The sequence below is a fragment of the Williamsia sp. D3 genome, assembly GCF_000506245.1.
GTDB lineage: Bacteria > Actinomycetota > Actinomycetes > Mycobacteriales > Mycobacteriaceae > Williamsia > Williamsia muralis.
In genome coordinates, this window is the sequence record NZ_AYTE01000001.1 from 169544 (window position 1) to 184580 (window position 15037).

The 15037-nt window shown below is 64.2% G+C and carries 15 protein-coding genes and 1 pseudogene; 6 read left to right on the forward strand and 10 right to left on the reverse strand.

What is annotated here, in order from left to right:
• Nucleotides 1–54: 54 nt before the first annotated feature.
• Both W823_RS31950 and W823_RS59425 read left to right on the forward strand, forming a co-directional pair.
• Nucleotides 55–678, forward strand: a complete 624-nt coding sequence (locus W823_RS31950) for an alpha/beta fold hydrolase (RefSeq protein ID WP_369792550.1) — start codon at nucleotides 55–57, stop codon at nucleotides 676–678.
• Entirely contained in the window at nucleotides 609–893 is a 285-nt protein-coding gene (locus W823_RS59425) for an alpha/beta fold hydrolase (RefSeq protein ID WP_369792551.1), read from the forward strand. The genes W823_RS31950 and W823_RS59425 overlap by 70 nt, the downstream gene beginning before the upstream one ends.
• 70 nt (nucleotides 894–963) lie before the next feature.
• On the opposite strand, the gene W823_RS31955 is transcribed toward W823_RS59425, so the two are convergent.
• The 6 genes from W823_RS31955 to W823_RS31975 all read right to left on the reverse strand — a co-directional run bounded on the left by W823_RS31955 (nucleotide 964) and on the right by W823_RS31975 (nucleotide 5346).
• The gene (locus W823_RS31955; RefSeq protein ID WP_023953992.1) at nucleotides 964–1962 is read right to left on the reverse strand and encodes a sulfate/molybdate ABC transporter ATP-binding protein; all 999 of its coding nucleotides are present in this window, start codon (nucleotides 1960–1962) and stop codon (nucleotides 964–966) included.
• Nucleotides 1959–2855 carry a sulfate ABC transporter permease subunit CysW gene (gene cysW / locus W823_RS31960; RefSeq protein WP_023953994.1) on the reverse strand — a complete coding sequence of 299 codons (897 nt, stop codon included), beginning with the start codon at nucleotides 2853–2855 and terminating at the stop codon, nucleotides 1959–1961. The genes W823_RS31955 and cysW overlap by 4 nt, the downstream gene beginning before the upstream one ends.
• The gene (gene cysT / locus W823_RS31965) at nucleotides 2855–3703 is read right to left on the reverse strand and encodes a sulfate ABC transporter permease subunit CysT (protein WP_023953996.1); all 849 of its coding nucleotides are present in this window, start codon (nucleotides 3701–3703) and stop codon (nucleotides 2855–2857) included. The genes cysW and cysT overlap by 1 nt, the downstream gene beginning before the upstream one ends.
• Nucleotides 3700–4767, reverse strand: a complete 1068-nt coding sequence (locus W823_RS31970; protein ID WP_031331080.1) for a sulfate ABC transporter substrate-binding protein — start codon at nucleotides 4765–4767, stop codon at nucleotides 3700–3702. The genes cysT and W823_RS31970 overlap by 4 nt, the downstream gene beginning before the upstream one ends.
• A 145-nt stretch (nucleotides 4768–4912) precedes the next feature.
• On the reverse strand, nucleotides 4913–5002 hold the full coding sequence (locus W823_RS59430; RefSeq protein ID WP_317615613.1) for an Ms4533A family Cys-rich leader peptide: 90 nt from the start codon (nucleotides 5000–5002) through the stop codon (nucleotides 4913–4915).
• A gap of 143 nt (nucleotides 5003–5145) precedes the next feature.
• On the reverse strand, nucleotides 5146–5346 hold the full coding sequence (locus W823_RS31975; protein ID WP_197037973.1) for a hypothetical protein: 201 nt from the start codon (nucleotides 5344–5346) through the stop codon (nucleotides 5146–5148).
• A gap of 147 nt (nucleotides 5347–5493) precedes the next feature.
• Between W823_RS31975 and W823_RS31980 the strand changes: the two are divergent.
• Nucleotides 5494–7509, forward strand: a pseudogene (locus W823_RS31980) (glycoside hydrolase family 15 protein); the annotation flags it as partial.
• A gap of 77 nt (nucleotides 7510–7586) precedes the next feature.
• Here W823_RS31980 and W823_RS31985 read toward each other — a convergent pair.
• Complete coding sequence (locus tag W823_RS31985) at nucleotides 7587–8621, reverse strand: aldo/keto reductase (RefSeq protein WP_023954004.1); 1035 nt, start codon at nucleotides 8619–8621, stop codon at nucleotides 7587–7589.
• 90 nt (nucleotides 8622–8711) lie between these two features.
• On the opposite strand from W823_RS31985, the gene W823_RS31990 reads away from it, so the two are divergent.
• Nucleotides 8712–9317: a TetR/AcrR family transcriptional regulator gene (locus tag W823_RS31990; protein WP_031331084.1), complete on the forward strand. Its 606-nt coding sequence runs from the start codon at nucleotides 8712–8714 to the stop codon at nucleotides 9315–9317.
• On the opposite strand, the gene W823_RS31995 is transcribed toward W823_RS31990, so the two are convergent.
• Both W823_RS31995 and lepA read right to left on the reverse strand, forming a co-directional pair.
• On the reverse strand, nucleotides 9306–11336 hold the full coding sequence (locus tag W823_RS31995) for a M3 family metallopeptidase (protein ID WP_023954008.1): 2031 nt from the start codon (nucleotides 11334–11336) through the stop codon (nucleotides 9306–9308). The two genes, W823_RS31990 and W823_RS31995, sit on opposite strands and share 12 nt — an antisense overlap.
• Nucleotides 11337–11386: 50 nt before the next feature.
• Nucleotides 11387–13249: a translation elongation factor 4 gene (gene lepA / locus W823_RS32000; RefSeq protein WP_033335880.1), complete on the reverse strand. Its 1863-nt coding sequence runs from the start codon at nucleotides 13247–13249 to the stop codon at nucleotides 11387–11389.
• A 79-nt stretch (nucleotides 13250–13328) separates the two neighbouring features.
• On the opposite strand from lepA, the gene W823_RS32005 reads away from it, so the two are divergent.
• Nucleotides 13329–13970, forward strand: coding sequence for an alpha/beta fold hydrolase (locus tag W823_RS32005; protein ID WP_023954012.1), 642 nt, complete (start codon nucleotides 13329–13331; stop codon nucleotides 13968–13970).
• Nucleotides 13971–13974: 4 nt separating this feature from the next.
• A complete protein-coding gene (locus tag W823_RS0127415; protein ID WP_023954014.1) occupies nucleotides 13975–14502 on the forward strand; it encodes a type II toxin-antitoxin system PemK/MazF family toxin in 528 nt (175 codons plus the stop codon).
• 21 nt (nucleotides 14503–14523) lie between these two features.
• Here the strand turns inward: W823_RS0127415 and W823_RS32010 are convergent, their stop codons facing one another.
• Nucleotides 14524–14994 (reverse strand): OsmC family protein, encoded by a 471-nt coding sequence (locus tag W823_RS32010; RefSeq protein ID WP_031331087.1) that lies wholly within the window; start codon nucleotides 14992–14994, stop codon nucleotides 14524–14526.
• Between the last annotated feature and the right edge of the window lie 43 nt (nucleotides 14995–15037).

Genomic DNA, 15037 nt, shown 5'->3' on the forward strand with positions numbered 1-15037 from the left:
CCCATACTAGAGCAATCGTTCTAGAACGATTGCTCTAGTGCCGGGGAGGTCACCATGCAGACAGTGCAGCTGAGCGCAGGAACCATCGAGTATCGCGAGGTGGGAAATCCGGAAGGCCCTCCCGTGGTGCTCACCCACGGATTGCTGATGAACGACCACCAGTGGGATCTGGTGCTGCCACTCCTGCCTGACGGCTTCCGCTACCTGTTGCCTGTACTGCCATTGGGCGGCCATCGCATCCCGATGCACCCCGATGCCGACCTGACGATGCCCGGAATGGTCGGCATCCTCTCCGAGTTTTTGGCGGCACTGCACCTGCAGCAGGTGACGCTGATCCTGAGCGACTGGGGCGGGCCGTTGTTCTTGCCCGAGCTCACGTCCGGTGAACGGATCACCCGCCTGGTGGTCTGCCCGGCCGAAGCGTACGACAACTTCCCACCGGGGTTCCCCGGCAAGGTGGTGAAGGTCGCGGTCTCGGTACCGGGCGGAATCCTGTTCGCGCTGCACCAGTTTCGCAACCGCTTCTTACGCCGGACTCCGATGGTCCTCGGGCTGATGGCAAAAAACGCATCCCGGACGACATCATCGCGCAATGGACCGATCCCGGGGTGGCATCAGCCGACGTCCGCCGAGACGTACTGGCCTACTGCCGAACGAGATTCGACAAGGCAGCTCTGATCGCTGCAACCGAGAAGCTGCGCGACTTCGCGGGGCCTGTGCTGATCATCTGGGCGCCGGAGACCAACGTGATGCGGCGTGAGCACGGGCAACAGCTCGCCGACCTGTTCCCCAAGGGCACCCTCGCCGAGGTCGACGACGCCTACGTCTTGATCATGCTCGATCAGCCCCAGCGCACCGCCGAGCTCATCGGTGAGTTCCTGGTGAGCACCTGACTCTCGCCCCGGGGGCGTACACACGTGAAAACGACCCAACCGGCCGGCTGGGTCGTCTTCACGTCAAGGGTCAGGCGAGCGCGGCGTCGGGCACCCGAGTAGCCCTGACGTACACGTCGTCGCCATCCCTCAGGCCCAGCGCCGCGGCATCACCACGGGTGATCTGGGCGTGGAAATCCTCGTTCGTGGCAGCGTTCTTGAGTTCGACTCGCACCTCGAATCCGAGGTACACCACGCGCTTGACCCGCGCCTTGAGTACTCCGGTCTCCGCCGCGTTCTTGTCTGCGGACGCCAGTGCGAGGTCGGGGGTTCGGCCGACGCGGATGTCGTGTGGCCGGACGAGTACCCCGTTCAGCTTTGCCACCGAGCCGAGGAACGACATCACGAACTTGTTGTCCGGCCGGTCATAGAGGTCGGCCGGTGAGCCGATCTGCTCGATGCGACCCTTGTTCAGCACTGCGATACGGTCGGCGACGTCAAGCGCCTCCTGCTGATCGTGGGTGACCAGCACGGTGGTCACCTGGACATCGTCGTGAAGCCTGCGCAGCCATGCCCGCAGATCCTCTCGGACCTTGGCGTCGAGTGCGCCGAACGGCTCGTCGAGCAACAACACCTTGGGGTCCACGGCCAACGCTCGCGCCAGCGCCATGCGCTGTCGCTGTCCGCCGGACAGTTGTGCGGGATAACGGGTCTGGAAACCTGCCAGGCCCACCACCTCGAGCAGCTCGTCGACCTTCGCCTTGATCTCGTTCTTGGGCCGCTTACGGATCTTGAGCCCGAACGCCACGTTGTCCCGCACCGTCATGTGCTTGAAGGCCGCGTAGTGCTGGAACACGAACCCGATGTCGCGACGCTGTGGGGAGATCCGCGTGACATCGTCACCGTTGATGAGCACGGTTCCCGAGTCGAGCTGATCCAGTCCTGCAATGGCGCGCAGGAGCGTCGACTTGCCCGATCCCGACGGTCCGAGCAGTGCGGTCAGCGAGCCGACCGGGATGTCGATGGACACGTTGTCGAGGGCGGCGAAGTCGCCGTAACGCTTGTTCGCGTCGATAACCGAGATCGTCATACCAGTTCACTCTCCTGCGTTTTCGGGGCTGTCTCGGCCGGGTCCGCGGCAGCGTCGGACTCGTTGCTCGCCTGTCGGCGCTCGATTTGATTGGTTCCGGTACGCCGCTGCACGAGTGTCATCAGCAGCAGCACGATGATGGCGATGATCATCAGCAGCGTCGCCGCCGCGTAGGCGCCGTATTCGTTGTAGTCGTCGGTGTACCGCGACGACACCAGCAGCGTGAGGGTCTGAGAGATGCCAGGCAGATTCGACGACACGATGATCACCGCGCCGTACTCGCCGAGCGAGCGCGCGATGGTCAGGACCACGCCGTAGGAGAGTCCCCATCTGATGGCGGGCAACGTGATCCGCCAGAAGGTCTGCCAGCCGTTGGCCCCCAGCGTCGCCGCAGCCTCCTCCTGCTCGGTTCCGATCTCGCGCAGCACCGGTTCCACCTCACGGACCACGAAGGGCAGTGTGACGAAGATGGTTGCGAGCACCATGCCGGGCAGCCCGAAGATCACCCGGAAGCCGAGGCTCTCGACTCCGCCGAACCAGCCTCCGTACCCCCACAACAGGATCAGGGCGACACCGACCACGATCGGAGAGACTGCGAACGGCAGGTCGACGATTGCCTCGACGACGCCTCGACCGCGGAAACGTCCACGTACCAGAGCCATTGCGGTGAACACACCGAAGACCACGTTCAACGGGACCACGATGAGAACGATCAGCAGACTCAGCTGCAGAGCGGAGATCGCTGCGGGCGTGGTGATCCAGTCCCAGAACTGGCCGATGCCGTGCTCGAACGACCGATAGAAGATGAGTGCCACCGGAACCACCAGCAGCACAAAGAGATACAGCAGTGCGATCACACGCAGGGTGAGTTGCGGGAATCTGGAGATCTTCATCAGTTCGCCTCCTCACGGCGCGAGGTCCAGCGACCGAGTACTCGCAGGACGAGCAGCACGACAAAGGCGATCAGCAGCAGGGCCACCGATACCGCGGCGGCATCAACTGGTGAGTCGATCTCGAGTTGCTGCTGGATGTATTGCGACGCCACCTGGGTGTCGCCGGGGATGTTGCCGCCGATCAGCACAACCGATCCGAACTCGCCGATGGCGCGGGTGAAGGCCAGACCTGCACCCGAGAGCACCGCCGGAGCCAGTGACGGGAAGATGATCCGCCACCAGATGGTCCAGTTGCCTGCACCCAGAGACGCGGCTGCTTCTTCGACCTCTTTGTCGATCTCGATCAGCACGGGCTGCACCTGACGAACGACAAACGGCAACGTGACGAAGGTCAGAGCGATCACCAGTGCCGGGCGGGTCGCGTTGAGTTCGATGTCGATCGGACTGCTCGGTCCGTACAGGGAGAGCAGTACGAGGCTGGCGACGATGGTGGGGAGCGCGAACGGTAGATCGATGAGCGAGTTGACGATTCGCTTGCCCGGGAACTCGTCCCTGACCAGGACCCAGGCCACGATGGTGCCCATCACCACGTTGATCAGTGCGACGACCAGTGAGACGAGGACCGTCACCTTCAGGGCGTCGACCGCGCCGTCGTCGCTGACGGCGGCCCAGAATCCACTCCAACCGTCGTCGAATGCCTCACTGGTGATCGCGGCGAGCGGCAGGAGCACGATGATGCTCAACCACAGACCGGCAATACCGATGCTGAGCGGCCCGACGCTGCCCCATCCTCGCTTGGGTGGACCTGATGAAGCGGGTGGCTTCAACGGCGTCACTGTGGCGGTCATACCTTGCCTCCGGCGTCGTAGATCTCGGTGATTGCCCCGGAGGTGCCGAACAGCGCTTTGTCCACTGCCGGCCAGCCTTTGAGGTCTTTGCCTTTGTTCTCCGCGGCGGTGCCCTCGCCGAGGACCTTGCCCAATTCGCTGATCGTCCACAGTTTGGTGATCACACCGGGGAACAGATCCTTGGTCTCCTCGATGACCGTCGGGTCGACGGGACGGAAACCCTGCTGCGCCCAGAGCCGTTGCGCCGGTGGGGTGAACAGATAGCTGACGAAGGCGTTGGCCGCCTCCTTCTCCTTGCTGAAGTTCACCACTGCGACCGGGTTCTCGATCTTGAACGTCTCGGGTGGGATGACGTAGTCGACGCGCTGCCCCGGCTTGGCGGTGGGGTTCTGGTTCTTGAGGAAGATCGCCTCGTTCTCGTAACTGATCAGCACATCGCCTTGACCCTGCTCGAATGCGGTGGTCGCCTCACGGCCGGACTTGGGCTGTACCCGGGTGTGGTCGCGGACGAGTTCGGCCACGTAGTCCAGCCCGGCTTGCTCGTTCAGCCCACCGTTGCTCTTGGCGGCGAACGGCGCCAGCAGATTCCATTTGGCCGATCCCGAACTACCGGGGTTCGGGGTGACAACCTGGACACCGGGCTTCAAGAGGTCGTCCCAGGTACGGATGTTCTTCGGATTTCCCTCGCGGACCACGAGCGCGACCACGGACCCGAACGGGGTACTGCCGTTGGGGTATTGCTCGGCCCAGTCCTTGTCCACCACCCCTTCTTTCACCAGGCGGGTGATGTCGGGTGCGACGGAGAAGTTGACGACATCGGCCGGGACGCGGCGGGCGACCTTACGTGACTGGTCGCCGGACGCGCCGTACGACTGCGAGAAGCCGATGCCCTTGCCCTCCTCGGTGTCGCGGAAGGCCGGGATGATCGCGTCATAGCCGATCTTCGGCACCGCGTACGCGAAGAGGTTGAGGTGCCGTGAACCGCTGGAGATGTCCTGGCCGCCGGGCTCGTCGGTGGAACCGCCGCCGCAGGCCGAGAGCACCAGCGCGGACACGGTCAGCATGGTGAGGATCCCGGCCGACGATCTCCGAGCGCGCCTTCGCGTACTCGTTCGGCGGGAGAGACGGAAAAGCACGGTTGTGTCCCCTTGTTTCAGGTCGGATGTGTTCGAGTCGAATCAGCGCAGGGCAATGCCCTGGAAAACGTGTTCAGCGACAGAGCGCGTCGAAAACGCAGCGGTAATCGACCGCGAACAACGCCAGGGTGTGGCGTACGCGGTAACCGACGGCTGCAGACATAGGCCGAAGACTAGCAGGATGAATTGGTCGGCAAACTCACCAAAAGAGGGCCGGATGAGCCCCTGCTCAGCCGAGCAACAACCAGGCCACCACTACCAACAGGATCAAACCGATCAGGGCCATCGTGACCTTCGAGCGAGGCATCAGTGTTCTCCGGAATCGGATTCGGTGGACTCGCGCCGGTCGACAACCCGAAATGAGGTGTCTACCAGCAGATTCATCAGATAGGACAGACCGATGGCCAGCGGTACGACCACCGCGGCGCAGACAAGAATCTGGGGGACGAACGACAATGACGTCAGCCACTCCTCGACGCCGTCCCACCACGTTGTCATCGCATCCACCACCACAGCCTAGCCCGACGACTTTTGTTCACCGTGATTCAAAATCGGCCAGGACTGTGTTCGGTGGAGTCGGACGCTGTGCGGCTCGCCCCTACGAGTATCGCTGCATCGGTGGCATGGGGCATCGCGCAACCGCATGATAGAGCGATGACAACCCCAACCGAGGGCAGCAGCATCTCTGACCTCACCGGCAACACAGCGGTCCCCCGCCCGCATGTGAGCCATTCCGCCCTCAGCGGCGCGGCCCCCCATCAGTCCGCTCCAGTGGTGCAATCTGCGTTCCCACCCATCGGTGACTACGCCTTCTTGTCCGATTGCGAAACCAATTGTCTGATCGCCCGGAACGGATCAGTGGAGTGGATGTGCGTTCCGCGGCCGGACTCCCCCAGTGTGTTCGGTGCGGTGCTCGACCGTAGTGCCGGACATTTCAAACTGGCCCCTTACGGGGTGAACGTCCCCGTCGACCGGCGGTACCTTCCGGGAAGCCTGATGGTGGAGACCACCTGGCAGACGGATACGGGTTGGTTGATCGTGCGCGACGCACTGGTGATGGGACCGTGGCACGACAACGATGCCCGCTCCCGCACCCACAAGCGGACACCTACCGACTGGGACGCCGAACACATCTTGCTGCGGACCGTGCGGTGCGTGAACGGCACCGTCGAATTGGCGATGAGCTGCGAGCCGGCATTCGACTACCACAAGGGTGGCACGAAGTGGGAGTACTCCGGGCCCGCGTACGGAGAGGCGATCGCCACCGCGACCGGTGTGACCGGCGACTTCCCGGCACTCAAACTCACCACCAATCTCAAGATCGGCCTCGAAGGTCGTGAGGCCCGGGCCCGCACCCGGATGACCGAGGGAAGCGAGATCTTCGTCGCCCTGAGCTGGGGTAGTCCTCCCGCCCCGCAGACCTGGGAAGATGCGGCCCAGATGATGTGGGAGACCTCCGAATCCTGGCGGCAATGGATCAACGTCGGCAGCTTCCCCGACCACCCGTGGCGAAATCATCTGCAGCGCAGCGCACTGACCCTCAAAGGGCTCACCTACTCGCCCACCGGTGCACTCTTGGCCGCTGCGACCACCTCGTTGCCGGAAACACCCAAGGGCGAACGCAATTGGGACTACCGCTACGCTTGGGTTCGCGACTCCACATTCGCCCTGTGGGGCCTGTACACCTTGGGCTTGGACCGCGAGGCCGGCGATTTCTTCTCGTTCATCGCCGATGTGTCGGGAGCAACGAACGGCGAGCACCATCCACTCCAGGTCATGTACGGGGTGGGCGGCGAGCGGACTCTCGAAGAATCTGAGCTCAATCACTTGTCCGGTTACGACGGGGCACGCCCGGTGCGGATCGGCAACGGCGCCTACAACCAGTCACAGCACGACATCTGGGGCACCATGCTCGACTCCGTCTACCTGAACACCAAGACCACCGAAACCGTCTCGGAGACATTGTGGCCTGTGTTGAAGGCACAGGTCGAAGAAGCCATCAAACATTGGCGCCACCCCGACCGCGGGATCTGGGAGGTGCGTGGCGAACCGCAGCACTTCACCTCGTCGAAGGTGATGTGCTGGATCGCACTCGACCGGGGGGCCAAACTGGCTGCCATCCACGGTGAGACGTCGTACGCCAAGACGTGGGCCGAGAAGGCTCAGGAGATCAAGGCCGACATCCTCGAGTTCGGGGTCAACGATCGCGGGATCTTCACTCAGCGCTACGGCAGCGACGCCCTGGACGCGTCTCTTCTGCTCGTGCCGTTGCTGAGGTTTCTGCCCGCCGAGGACCCCCGCGTGCGCAACACCGTGCTCGCGATCGCCGACGAACTGAGCGAGAACGGTCTGGTGCTCCGGTACCGGGTGGAGGAGACAGACGACGGCTTGTCCGGCGAAGAGGGATCGTTCACCATCTGTTCCTTCTGGCTGGTGTCCGCCCTGGTGGAAATCGGTGAGCTGCCGCGGGCAAAAGCCTTGTGCGAGCGTCTGTTGTCGTTCGCGAGTCCGCTGAAGCTCTACGCCGAAGAGATCGAGCCCACCACCGGCCGCCAGCTCGGCAACTTCCCGCAGGCCTTCACCCACCTGGCGTTGATCAATGCGGTGATGCATGTGATCAGGGCCGAGGAAGCTCAGGCCACGGGATGTTCATCCCCGCCAACTGAACCCGATGATGTGCGGTTCTGGCGACGAAACCGCCAGGTCGGCACCGCCAGAACCCCACATCATCGGAGAGCCTGCGGCGATCAGACCATCGGTGGGTTGAGTCGGGCGAACCCCTCCTGCCGGTGATATGGAAAGTAGGGGTAGGGCGCCTCGCGAACACTGACCGCGTCGAGCCGGGCGATCTGTTCGGCGTCGAGGCGCCAACCCACAGCACCCAGGTTGTCGCGGAGCTGCTGCTCGTTGCGAGCGCCGACGATCACCGAGGAGACGGTCGGTCGGCGCAACAACCAGTTGAGGGCGACCTGCGCGACCGTGTGCCCGGTCTCGGCTGCGACGTCGGCGAGCGCATCAACGATGTCGAAGAGCAGCTCGTCGTCGACGGGCGGGCCCGCATCGGCGGTCGCGTGCAACCGGCTTCCTTCCGGCAGGGGTTCGCCCCGTCGGATACGTCCGGTCAGCCTGCCCCAGCCGAGTGGGCTCCACACGATGGCGCCGACACTTTCTTGGTCCGCTAGCGGCATCAGTTCCCATTCGTAGTCCCGCCCGACCAGCGAGTAGTAGACCTGGTGCGCGACGTACCGCGAATAGCGCTGGCGGTCAGCAATTCCGAGAGACTTCATCAGTTGCCACCCCGAGAAGTTCGACACACCTGTGTACCGGATCTTGCCCTGCTGCTGAAGGAGGTCGAGAGTGCTGAGCACCTCGTCGATCGGCGTACTCGAGTCGTAGGCGTGTAGCTGGAACAGATCGATCCGGTCGGTCCGCAGCCGCGTGAGCGCGCGCTCGACGGCACCGATCAACCGCGATCGCGACGACCCGTGGTCGGACGGCCCGTCTCCCGTCGGCAAGCTCGCCTTCGTGGAGATGAGCACATCGTCTCGGCGCCCTTCGATCGCCGCGCCCAGAACCTCCTCCGAGGCTCCGGCGGAGTAGACGTCTGCTGTGTCGAAGAGGGTGATGCCCGCCTCCAGACACACGTCGACGATCCTCCGGGCCTGGGTGACATCGGTGTCGCCCCAGGCTCCGAAGAGTTCGCCCGCGCCGCCGAATGTGCCTGCGCCGAAGCTTAGTTCGGACACCACCAGTCCTGAATTACCCACGCGCCGATACTCCACGATCTTCCTCCTTAACGGGACTTTTGTTCCTTTAATGAAGGTAGCACGACAGCTCGGTTAACGAAACGGCGTTCCCGTTACACTCTTGGCATGACTGAGCCAGGGATGGTCAGACCAGGCGGCCGAACGGCGGCGGTCCGCGCTTCGGTTCTCCGTGCGACCGGAGATGTACTCGCCGAATCAGGCCTACCCGGCCTCGACCTCACCGACCTGGCCAGTCGTGCCGGTGTGGGCAAGACCACCGTGTATCGCCGGTGGGGTTCGGCGCCCGGCCTGGTGGCAGACCTGTTGTCGGAGATGGCCGCCGAATCCGTGCCGCGGGCAGACACCGGCACCCTGTCCGCCGACCTGCACGCCAATGCCGCGTTGGTGCGAAAAACCCTGTCGGACAAGCGTCAAGGTCCGTTGTTCAAGGCGATCATCGCTGCGGCGACCTGCGACGCGCGCACCGCTGACGCACTGGCGCATTTCTACGACACCCGCGTCGCCGAATGGGCACCGTGTGTGCTCGACGGGATCGCCCGTGGGGAAGCGCCCGCCGGCACAGACGCCGCAGCTGCGATCCGGCAGGTGTCAGCACCGCTCTACTATCAGTTCCTCACCTCGACAAGGCCTCTGAAGAAGGTCGATGCCGAACGCGCCGCCGAGTCGGCACTGGCCGCGATCGCGGCGGGCGTGCTGGTCTCAGGCAGGTAGCAGACCGCGCCGACGCAGCAGGGGTTCGATCTCGGCGGGACGGCCCAGGAGGTCCTGGTGCGCGGCAATGGGGTCCACGCTGTCGCCCCGAGAAAGGGTCGTCTCGGCGAACCGGGCCCCCAGATCCGAAGACAGGCCACCGCCGGAGAGGAACCACTGTTCGGTCTCGGCGTCGAGGACCTCGGACCAGATGTACGAGTAGTAGCCGGCCGAATATCCGCCGCCGAAGATGTGATTGAAGTAGGCGCTGCGGTATCGCGGCGGGATGAGGTCGGCCGCGGCACCGGCGTTGGCCAGTGCCGCCTTCTCGAAGGCCTCGACGTCGTCGATGTCATCCTCGACGGTCACCCGATGCCAGGCCATGTCGAGGATCGCGGCCGCCAGGTACTCGATGGTGCCGTGGGCCGACTCGACGTCCGCGCTTGCCCTGGCGGCCTCGGCGAGGTCATCAGGGATGGGTTGTCCGGTCTCGTGGTGTTTTGCGTACTGTCGCAACACCTCTGGGTGCAGCGCCCACATCTCGTTCACCTGTGACGGGAACTCGACGAAGTCCCGAGGGACCGATGTCCCCGATTGCGACGGGTACCGCACCGCCGACAGCAGGCCGTGCAGTGCGTGTCCGAACTCGTGGAACAGTGTGGTCAGCTGGTCCATGGTGAGCAGGCACTTCTCACCTTCATCGGGTTTTGTCAGATTCAGTACGTTCACGATCACCGGACGGGACTCGAGCAGCAGGCTCTGATCGATGAAGTTGTTCATCCAGGCGCCGCCCCGCTTGCTCGGGCGGGCGAAGAAGTCGCCGAGGAACAATCCGATCGAGGTGTTGGTGCGGTCGAACACCTGCCAGACGCGGACATCAGGGTGATACGTGGGCACGTTGTCCAACTCGACGAACCGCAGACCATAGAGTCGGCCGGCGGCGTAGAACACTCCATTGGCAAGCGCGCTGTCGAGTTCGAGGTAGTCCGACAGCCCGCTCAACGAGACCGCAGCACGCTGTTCTTCCTGCCGCGCAAGCCAATACGTGAGATCCGCCGGACCTATGTCGGTGCCGACGGTCTCGGTGATGGTGGTGAGCTCGCGCCCCCCTGCCCGCATGGCCGACGCGATCAGGTCTCTCAGCAGTTCCTCGACGGCCTCGGGACTCGGAGCGGTCTCTTCCGCGATCACATACTCGGCGTGGTCGCGATAACCCAGTAGACGTGCCCGTTCGGCACGAAGACGGACGATGTCGAGGATGAGTGCCCGGGTGTCGTTGTTGTTGTCACGCGAACAGCGGTTCACCGACGCCTCGTACAGCCGGATCCGGGTGTCGCGATCCTCCAGCACGGCGAGAGCGGATTGGCTCGACGGCAATTCGAGGGTGAGGAGATACCCGGTGTCGTGTCCTGCATCCTGCGCGGCGCGGCGCGCAGCCGCGATCTGGCCGTCGGACAAACCGGCGAGCTTGCCCACGTCGTCGACGAGCACCGCAGAGTCGTTGCTGTCGTTCAGTATTCGCTGACCGAACTCGGTCGTGAGGGTGGCAAGGCGCTCGGAGATCTGCCGCATCCGGGCCTGGCCGTCGGCGTCGAGACCGGCCCCGGCGCGGATCGCGTCGCGATGGCGCCGTTCGAGCAAACGCAGCGATGGCTCGTCCAGACCGAGGCCGTCGCGGTTCTGGAACAACGTGTCGATCCTGGCGAACAAGCCGGCGTGCAGTGCGATGGCGTTGCCGTGCGCGGTGAGCTTCGGTGCGAGCTCGGTGGCGATCGCATTGCGCTTGGGGTTGGTGTCGGCACCGGTGAGGTTGAAGAAGATGCCTGCCGCCCGCGCCAGCGCCTGCCCGCTGCGTTCGAGTGCCTCGATGGTGTTGGCGAAGGTCGGTTCGGCGCGAGCGCCGGCGATCTTCTCCACTTCACGCAGGTGCTCGGCCATCGCCTCTTCGAAGGCGGGCACGAAGTCGTCGTCGGTGAACGACGGGAAGTCGGGCAGACCGTGCAGATGGGGACTACGGGCCAGGACCGGGTTAGAGGGCATGGCCCGATGGTACTGCGGTGCTTGACTTTCGGTCCTGATTCCCTCCGGCCTTATTTGCCCTTGGGTTTGTCGCTCGACGCATCCGACGACAGTGCAGCCACAAACGCCTCTTGCGGGACCTCCACCCGACCGATCGTCTTCATCCGCTTCTTGCCCTCTTTCTGCTTCTCGAGCAGCTTGCGCTTACGGCTGATGTCGCCGCCGTAGCACTTGGCCAAGACGTCTTTGCGGATCGCCCGAATGTTCTCGCGCGCAATGATCTTGGCACCGATGGCGGCCTGGATGGGGACCTCGAATTGCTGGCGGGGAATGAGTTCCTTTAGCTTGGTTGTCATCTTCGTGGCGTAGGCAGCGGCGCCGTCCTTGTGGACGATTGCACTGAAGGCGTCGACGGCTTCACCCTGCAGGAGGATGTCCACCTTCACCAGGCTCGACACCTGCTCGCCTGCCTCCTCGTAGTCGAGGCTGGCGTAGCCGCGGGTACGCGACTTGAGCGAATCGAAGAAGTCGAAGATGATCTCGGCCATCGGCAGGGTGTAGCGCAGTTCCACGCGGGTCTCGGACAGATAGTCCATCCCGCCGAGTTCGCCACGCCGGGACTGACACAGCTCCATGATCGAACCGACGAATTCGCTCGGTGCGATCACCGTCGTCTTCACAATCGGCTCGAAGATGTTGCGTGCCTTGCCGTCCGGCCAATCGGACGGATTCGTGACGATGTGCTCGGTGCCGTCCTCCATCTCCACGCGGTACACCACGTTCGGTGCGGTGGAGATCAGGTTCAGGCCGAATTCCCTTTCGAGTCGTTCGCGGCTGATCTCCATGTGCAGCAACCCGAGGAAGCCGCAACGGAAACCGAACCCCAACGCCACCGACGTCTCTGGCTCGTACGCCAGTGCGGCGTCGTTGAGCTGCAGCTTGTCGAGGGCTTCTCGCAGGACCGGGTAATCGGACCCGTCCACCGGGTAGAGACCGGAGTAGACCATCGGCCGTGGCTCGCGGTAGCCCGTCAGCGGGGTCTCCGCGCCATGACGCGCAGAGGTGATGGTGTCACCGACCTTGGACTGGCGGACGTCTTTCACACCGGTGATCAGATAGCCCACCTCGCCGACGCCCAGCCCCTTGGACGGCTTCGGGTCCGGCGAGACGATGCCGACCTCGAGGAGTTCGTGGGTGGTGCCGGTGGACATCATTTTGATCTTCTCGCGGGGCACGATCTTGCCGTCCACCACACGGACGTACGTGACGACGCCGCGATAGGTGTCGTAGACCGAGTCGAAGATCATCGCGCGGGGCGGGGCGTCGGAATCGCCGACCGGAGCCGGGATCAGCCGCACCACCTCGTCGAGCAGCTCCGTGACGCCGACGCCGGTCTTGCCCGAGACCCTCAGGACGTCGTCGGGTTCACAGCCGATGATGTGAGCGATCTCGGCTGCGTAACGGTCGGGGTCGGCGGCCGGCAGGTCGATCTTGTTCAGAACCGGGATGATCGTCAGGTCCTTGTCCAGCGCCAGGTACAGGTTGGCCAACGTCTGAGCCTCGATGCCCTGGGCCGCGTCGACGAGCAACACTGCGCCTTCACACGCTTCCAGTGCACGTGACACCTCATAGGTGAAGTCCACGTGACCGGGGGTGTCGATCAGGTGCATCACGTAGTCGGTGCCGTCCACGTTCCAGGGCAGCCGGACGTTCTGGGCCTTGATCGTGATGCCGCGCTCACGTTCGATGTCCATCCGGTCCAGATACTGCGCCCGCATGTCGCGCCCCTCGACCACACCGGTGACCTGCAACATCCGGTCCGCCAACGTCGACTTGCCGTGGTCGATGTGAGCGATGATGCAGAAATTCCGGATCTTCGCGGGATCGGTGAACGTGGTGTCGGAAAGCCTGGGAATTGAACTCACTCCTTGCAGTGGCCGAGATACCCGTCCAGTTTCTCATGCGCAGGCACATCGACCATCCATCGGCGGTCTCGACGCTAATGTTCAGGACGTGAGCGTCGAGGAGTGGCAGTCAGAAGGTGTGGCCGGCGCATTGCATCGGCCCGATGGCGACCCGCTCGCCGTGGTCGTGCTCGCGCACGGCGCGGGCGGTGACCACAATGCGGTCATCCTGCGCCGCATCGCCGAGGAATTGTGCGACCGCCGGATCGCTGTCGCCCGCATCGACCTGCCCTACCGTCAGAAACGACCCAAGGGGCCGCCTCATCCTTCCGGCGCGGCAGCCGACCGCGCAGGGATAGCCGCGGCGTGTGACGCCTTCCGCGATCAGGCTGCCGGCCCCCTGATCGTCGGCGGCCATTCGTACGGAGGACGCCAGGCCTCGATGACGGTGGCCGAGAACCCCGACATCGCCGATGGACTGTTGCTGACCTCGTACCCGCTGCACCCACCCGGACGACCGGAGAAGATGCGCACCGATCACCTGCCCTCCATCACCAAGCCGGTCCTGGTGATCCACGGCGCCACCGACCCGTTCGGCACCACGGACGAGCTGACCGCCGCCATCGCGATGATCCCGTCACCGACCCGATTCCTCGATCTCCCCAAGGTCGGCCACGACCTCAAACCCGATCGGTCAGGCGCGCCGCGGCTGATCGCCACCGAGGTGCTCGACTTCTTCTCGATAGGCTGACGGCGTGGCAGGCACCTTGGGGCAGATGGCGATGTCGTTGATCCGTCGACACGGGCCGCGCGTGGTGCGCGAACTCACCCGCTCTGCGGCCACACGGCCCGGCCGGGAATCTGCGCCCTCACCGCGTGGGAACCGGGTGACGCGCACGTCGCCGACGGCCACACACGCGCGGGAGATTGCTTACTCTCCCCGCCTCGACGGCGCAGCCGATCCCGGCGAGGTGGTGTGGACCTGGGTCGAGTTCGAAGATGATCCAGGTCGAGGTAAGGACCGTCCGGTCGTGGTGGTCGGACGGGAGGGACCCGATCTCGTCGGACTCATGCTCTCCAGTCAGGAGCACCGGCGCGACGACGCGAACTGGATGAGCATCGGGACCGGCGAGTGGGACAGCGCCCACCGCGAGAGCTTCGCCCGGCTCGACCGGGTGCTCACGGTGCCCGAAAATGCCATCCGCCGCGAGGGTGCGATCGTCGATCCAGGCCAATTCGATCGGATCGCAACAGTTCTGCGAGACCGGTACGGGTGGCGTTGAATCCGGCCACCCACGTCTAACTCAGGACAGCGGCGCCTGCGTCCAGTTGTTGACGAAGTCGAGACCGCTGCGCACGAAGAGCTGCGAGACAGGGCACCGTCGTTCGGTTTCGGCGACGAACTCGGAGAATTGTTGCTCGCTTGCGTCTGATTCGACCACGGCCGACACGGTGACCTTGTCGAAGTTGGCGTTACCTTCGGAGCCTTGCACGAGGACTGCGGTGTCGAGATCACCCTGCACCTCGAAGGTGAACTCCCCCAACGCGATCCCGAGGTCCTTGGCAACCAGCGACGCGGTGACCTGATTGCACGACGTCAGTGCGCCGAGAGCGTAGAACAACGGGCTCGGGGCCTTGTCCTCACCGCCGAACGCTGGGTAGGCATCGGTGTGGAACTCGTGAGCCGAGCCGCCGGTGACAAGACGTTGCGCGACCCCGCTACCGGTTGCGCTGACAACAAACGGGACAACGGATCGCTTTGCTGCAATGGTCATTGCACGACTGTGACACCGGAACGGCCGCACACCGAGGGTTTGG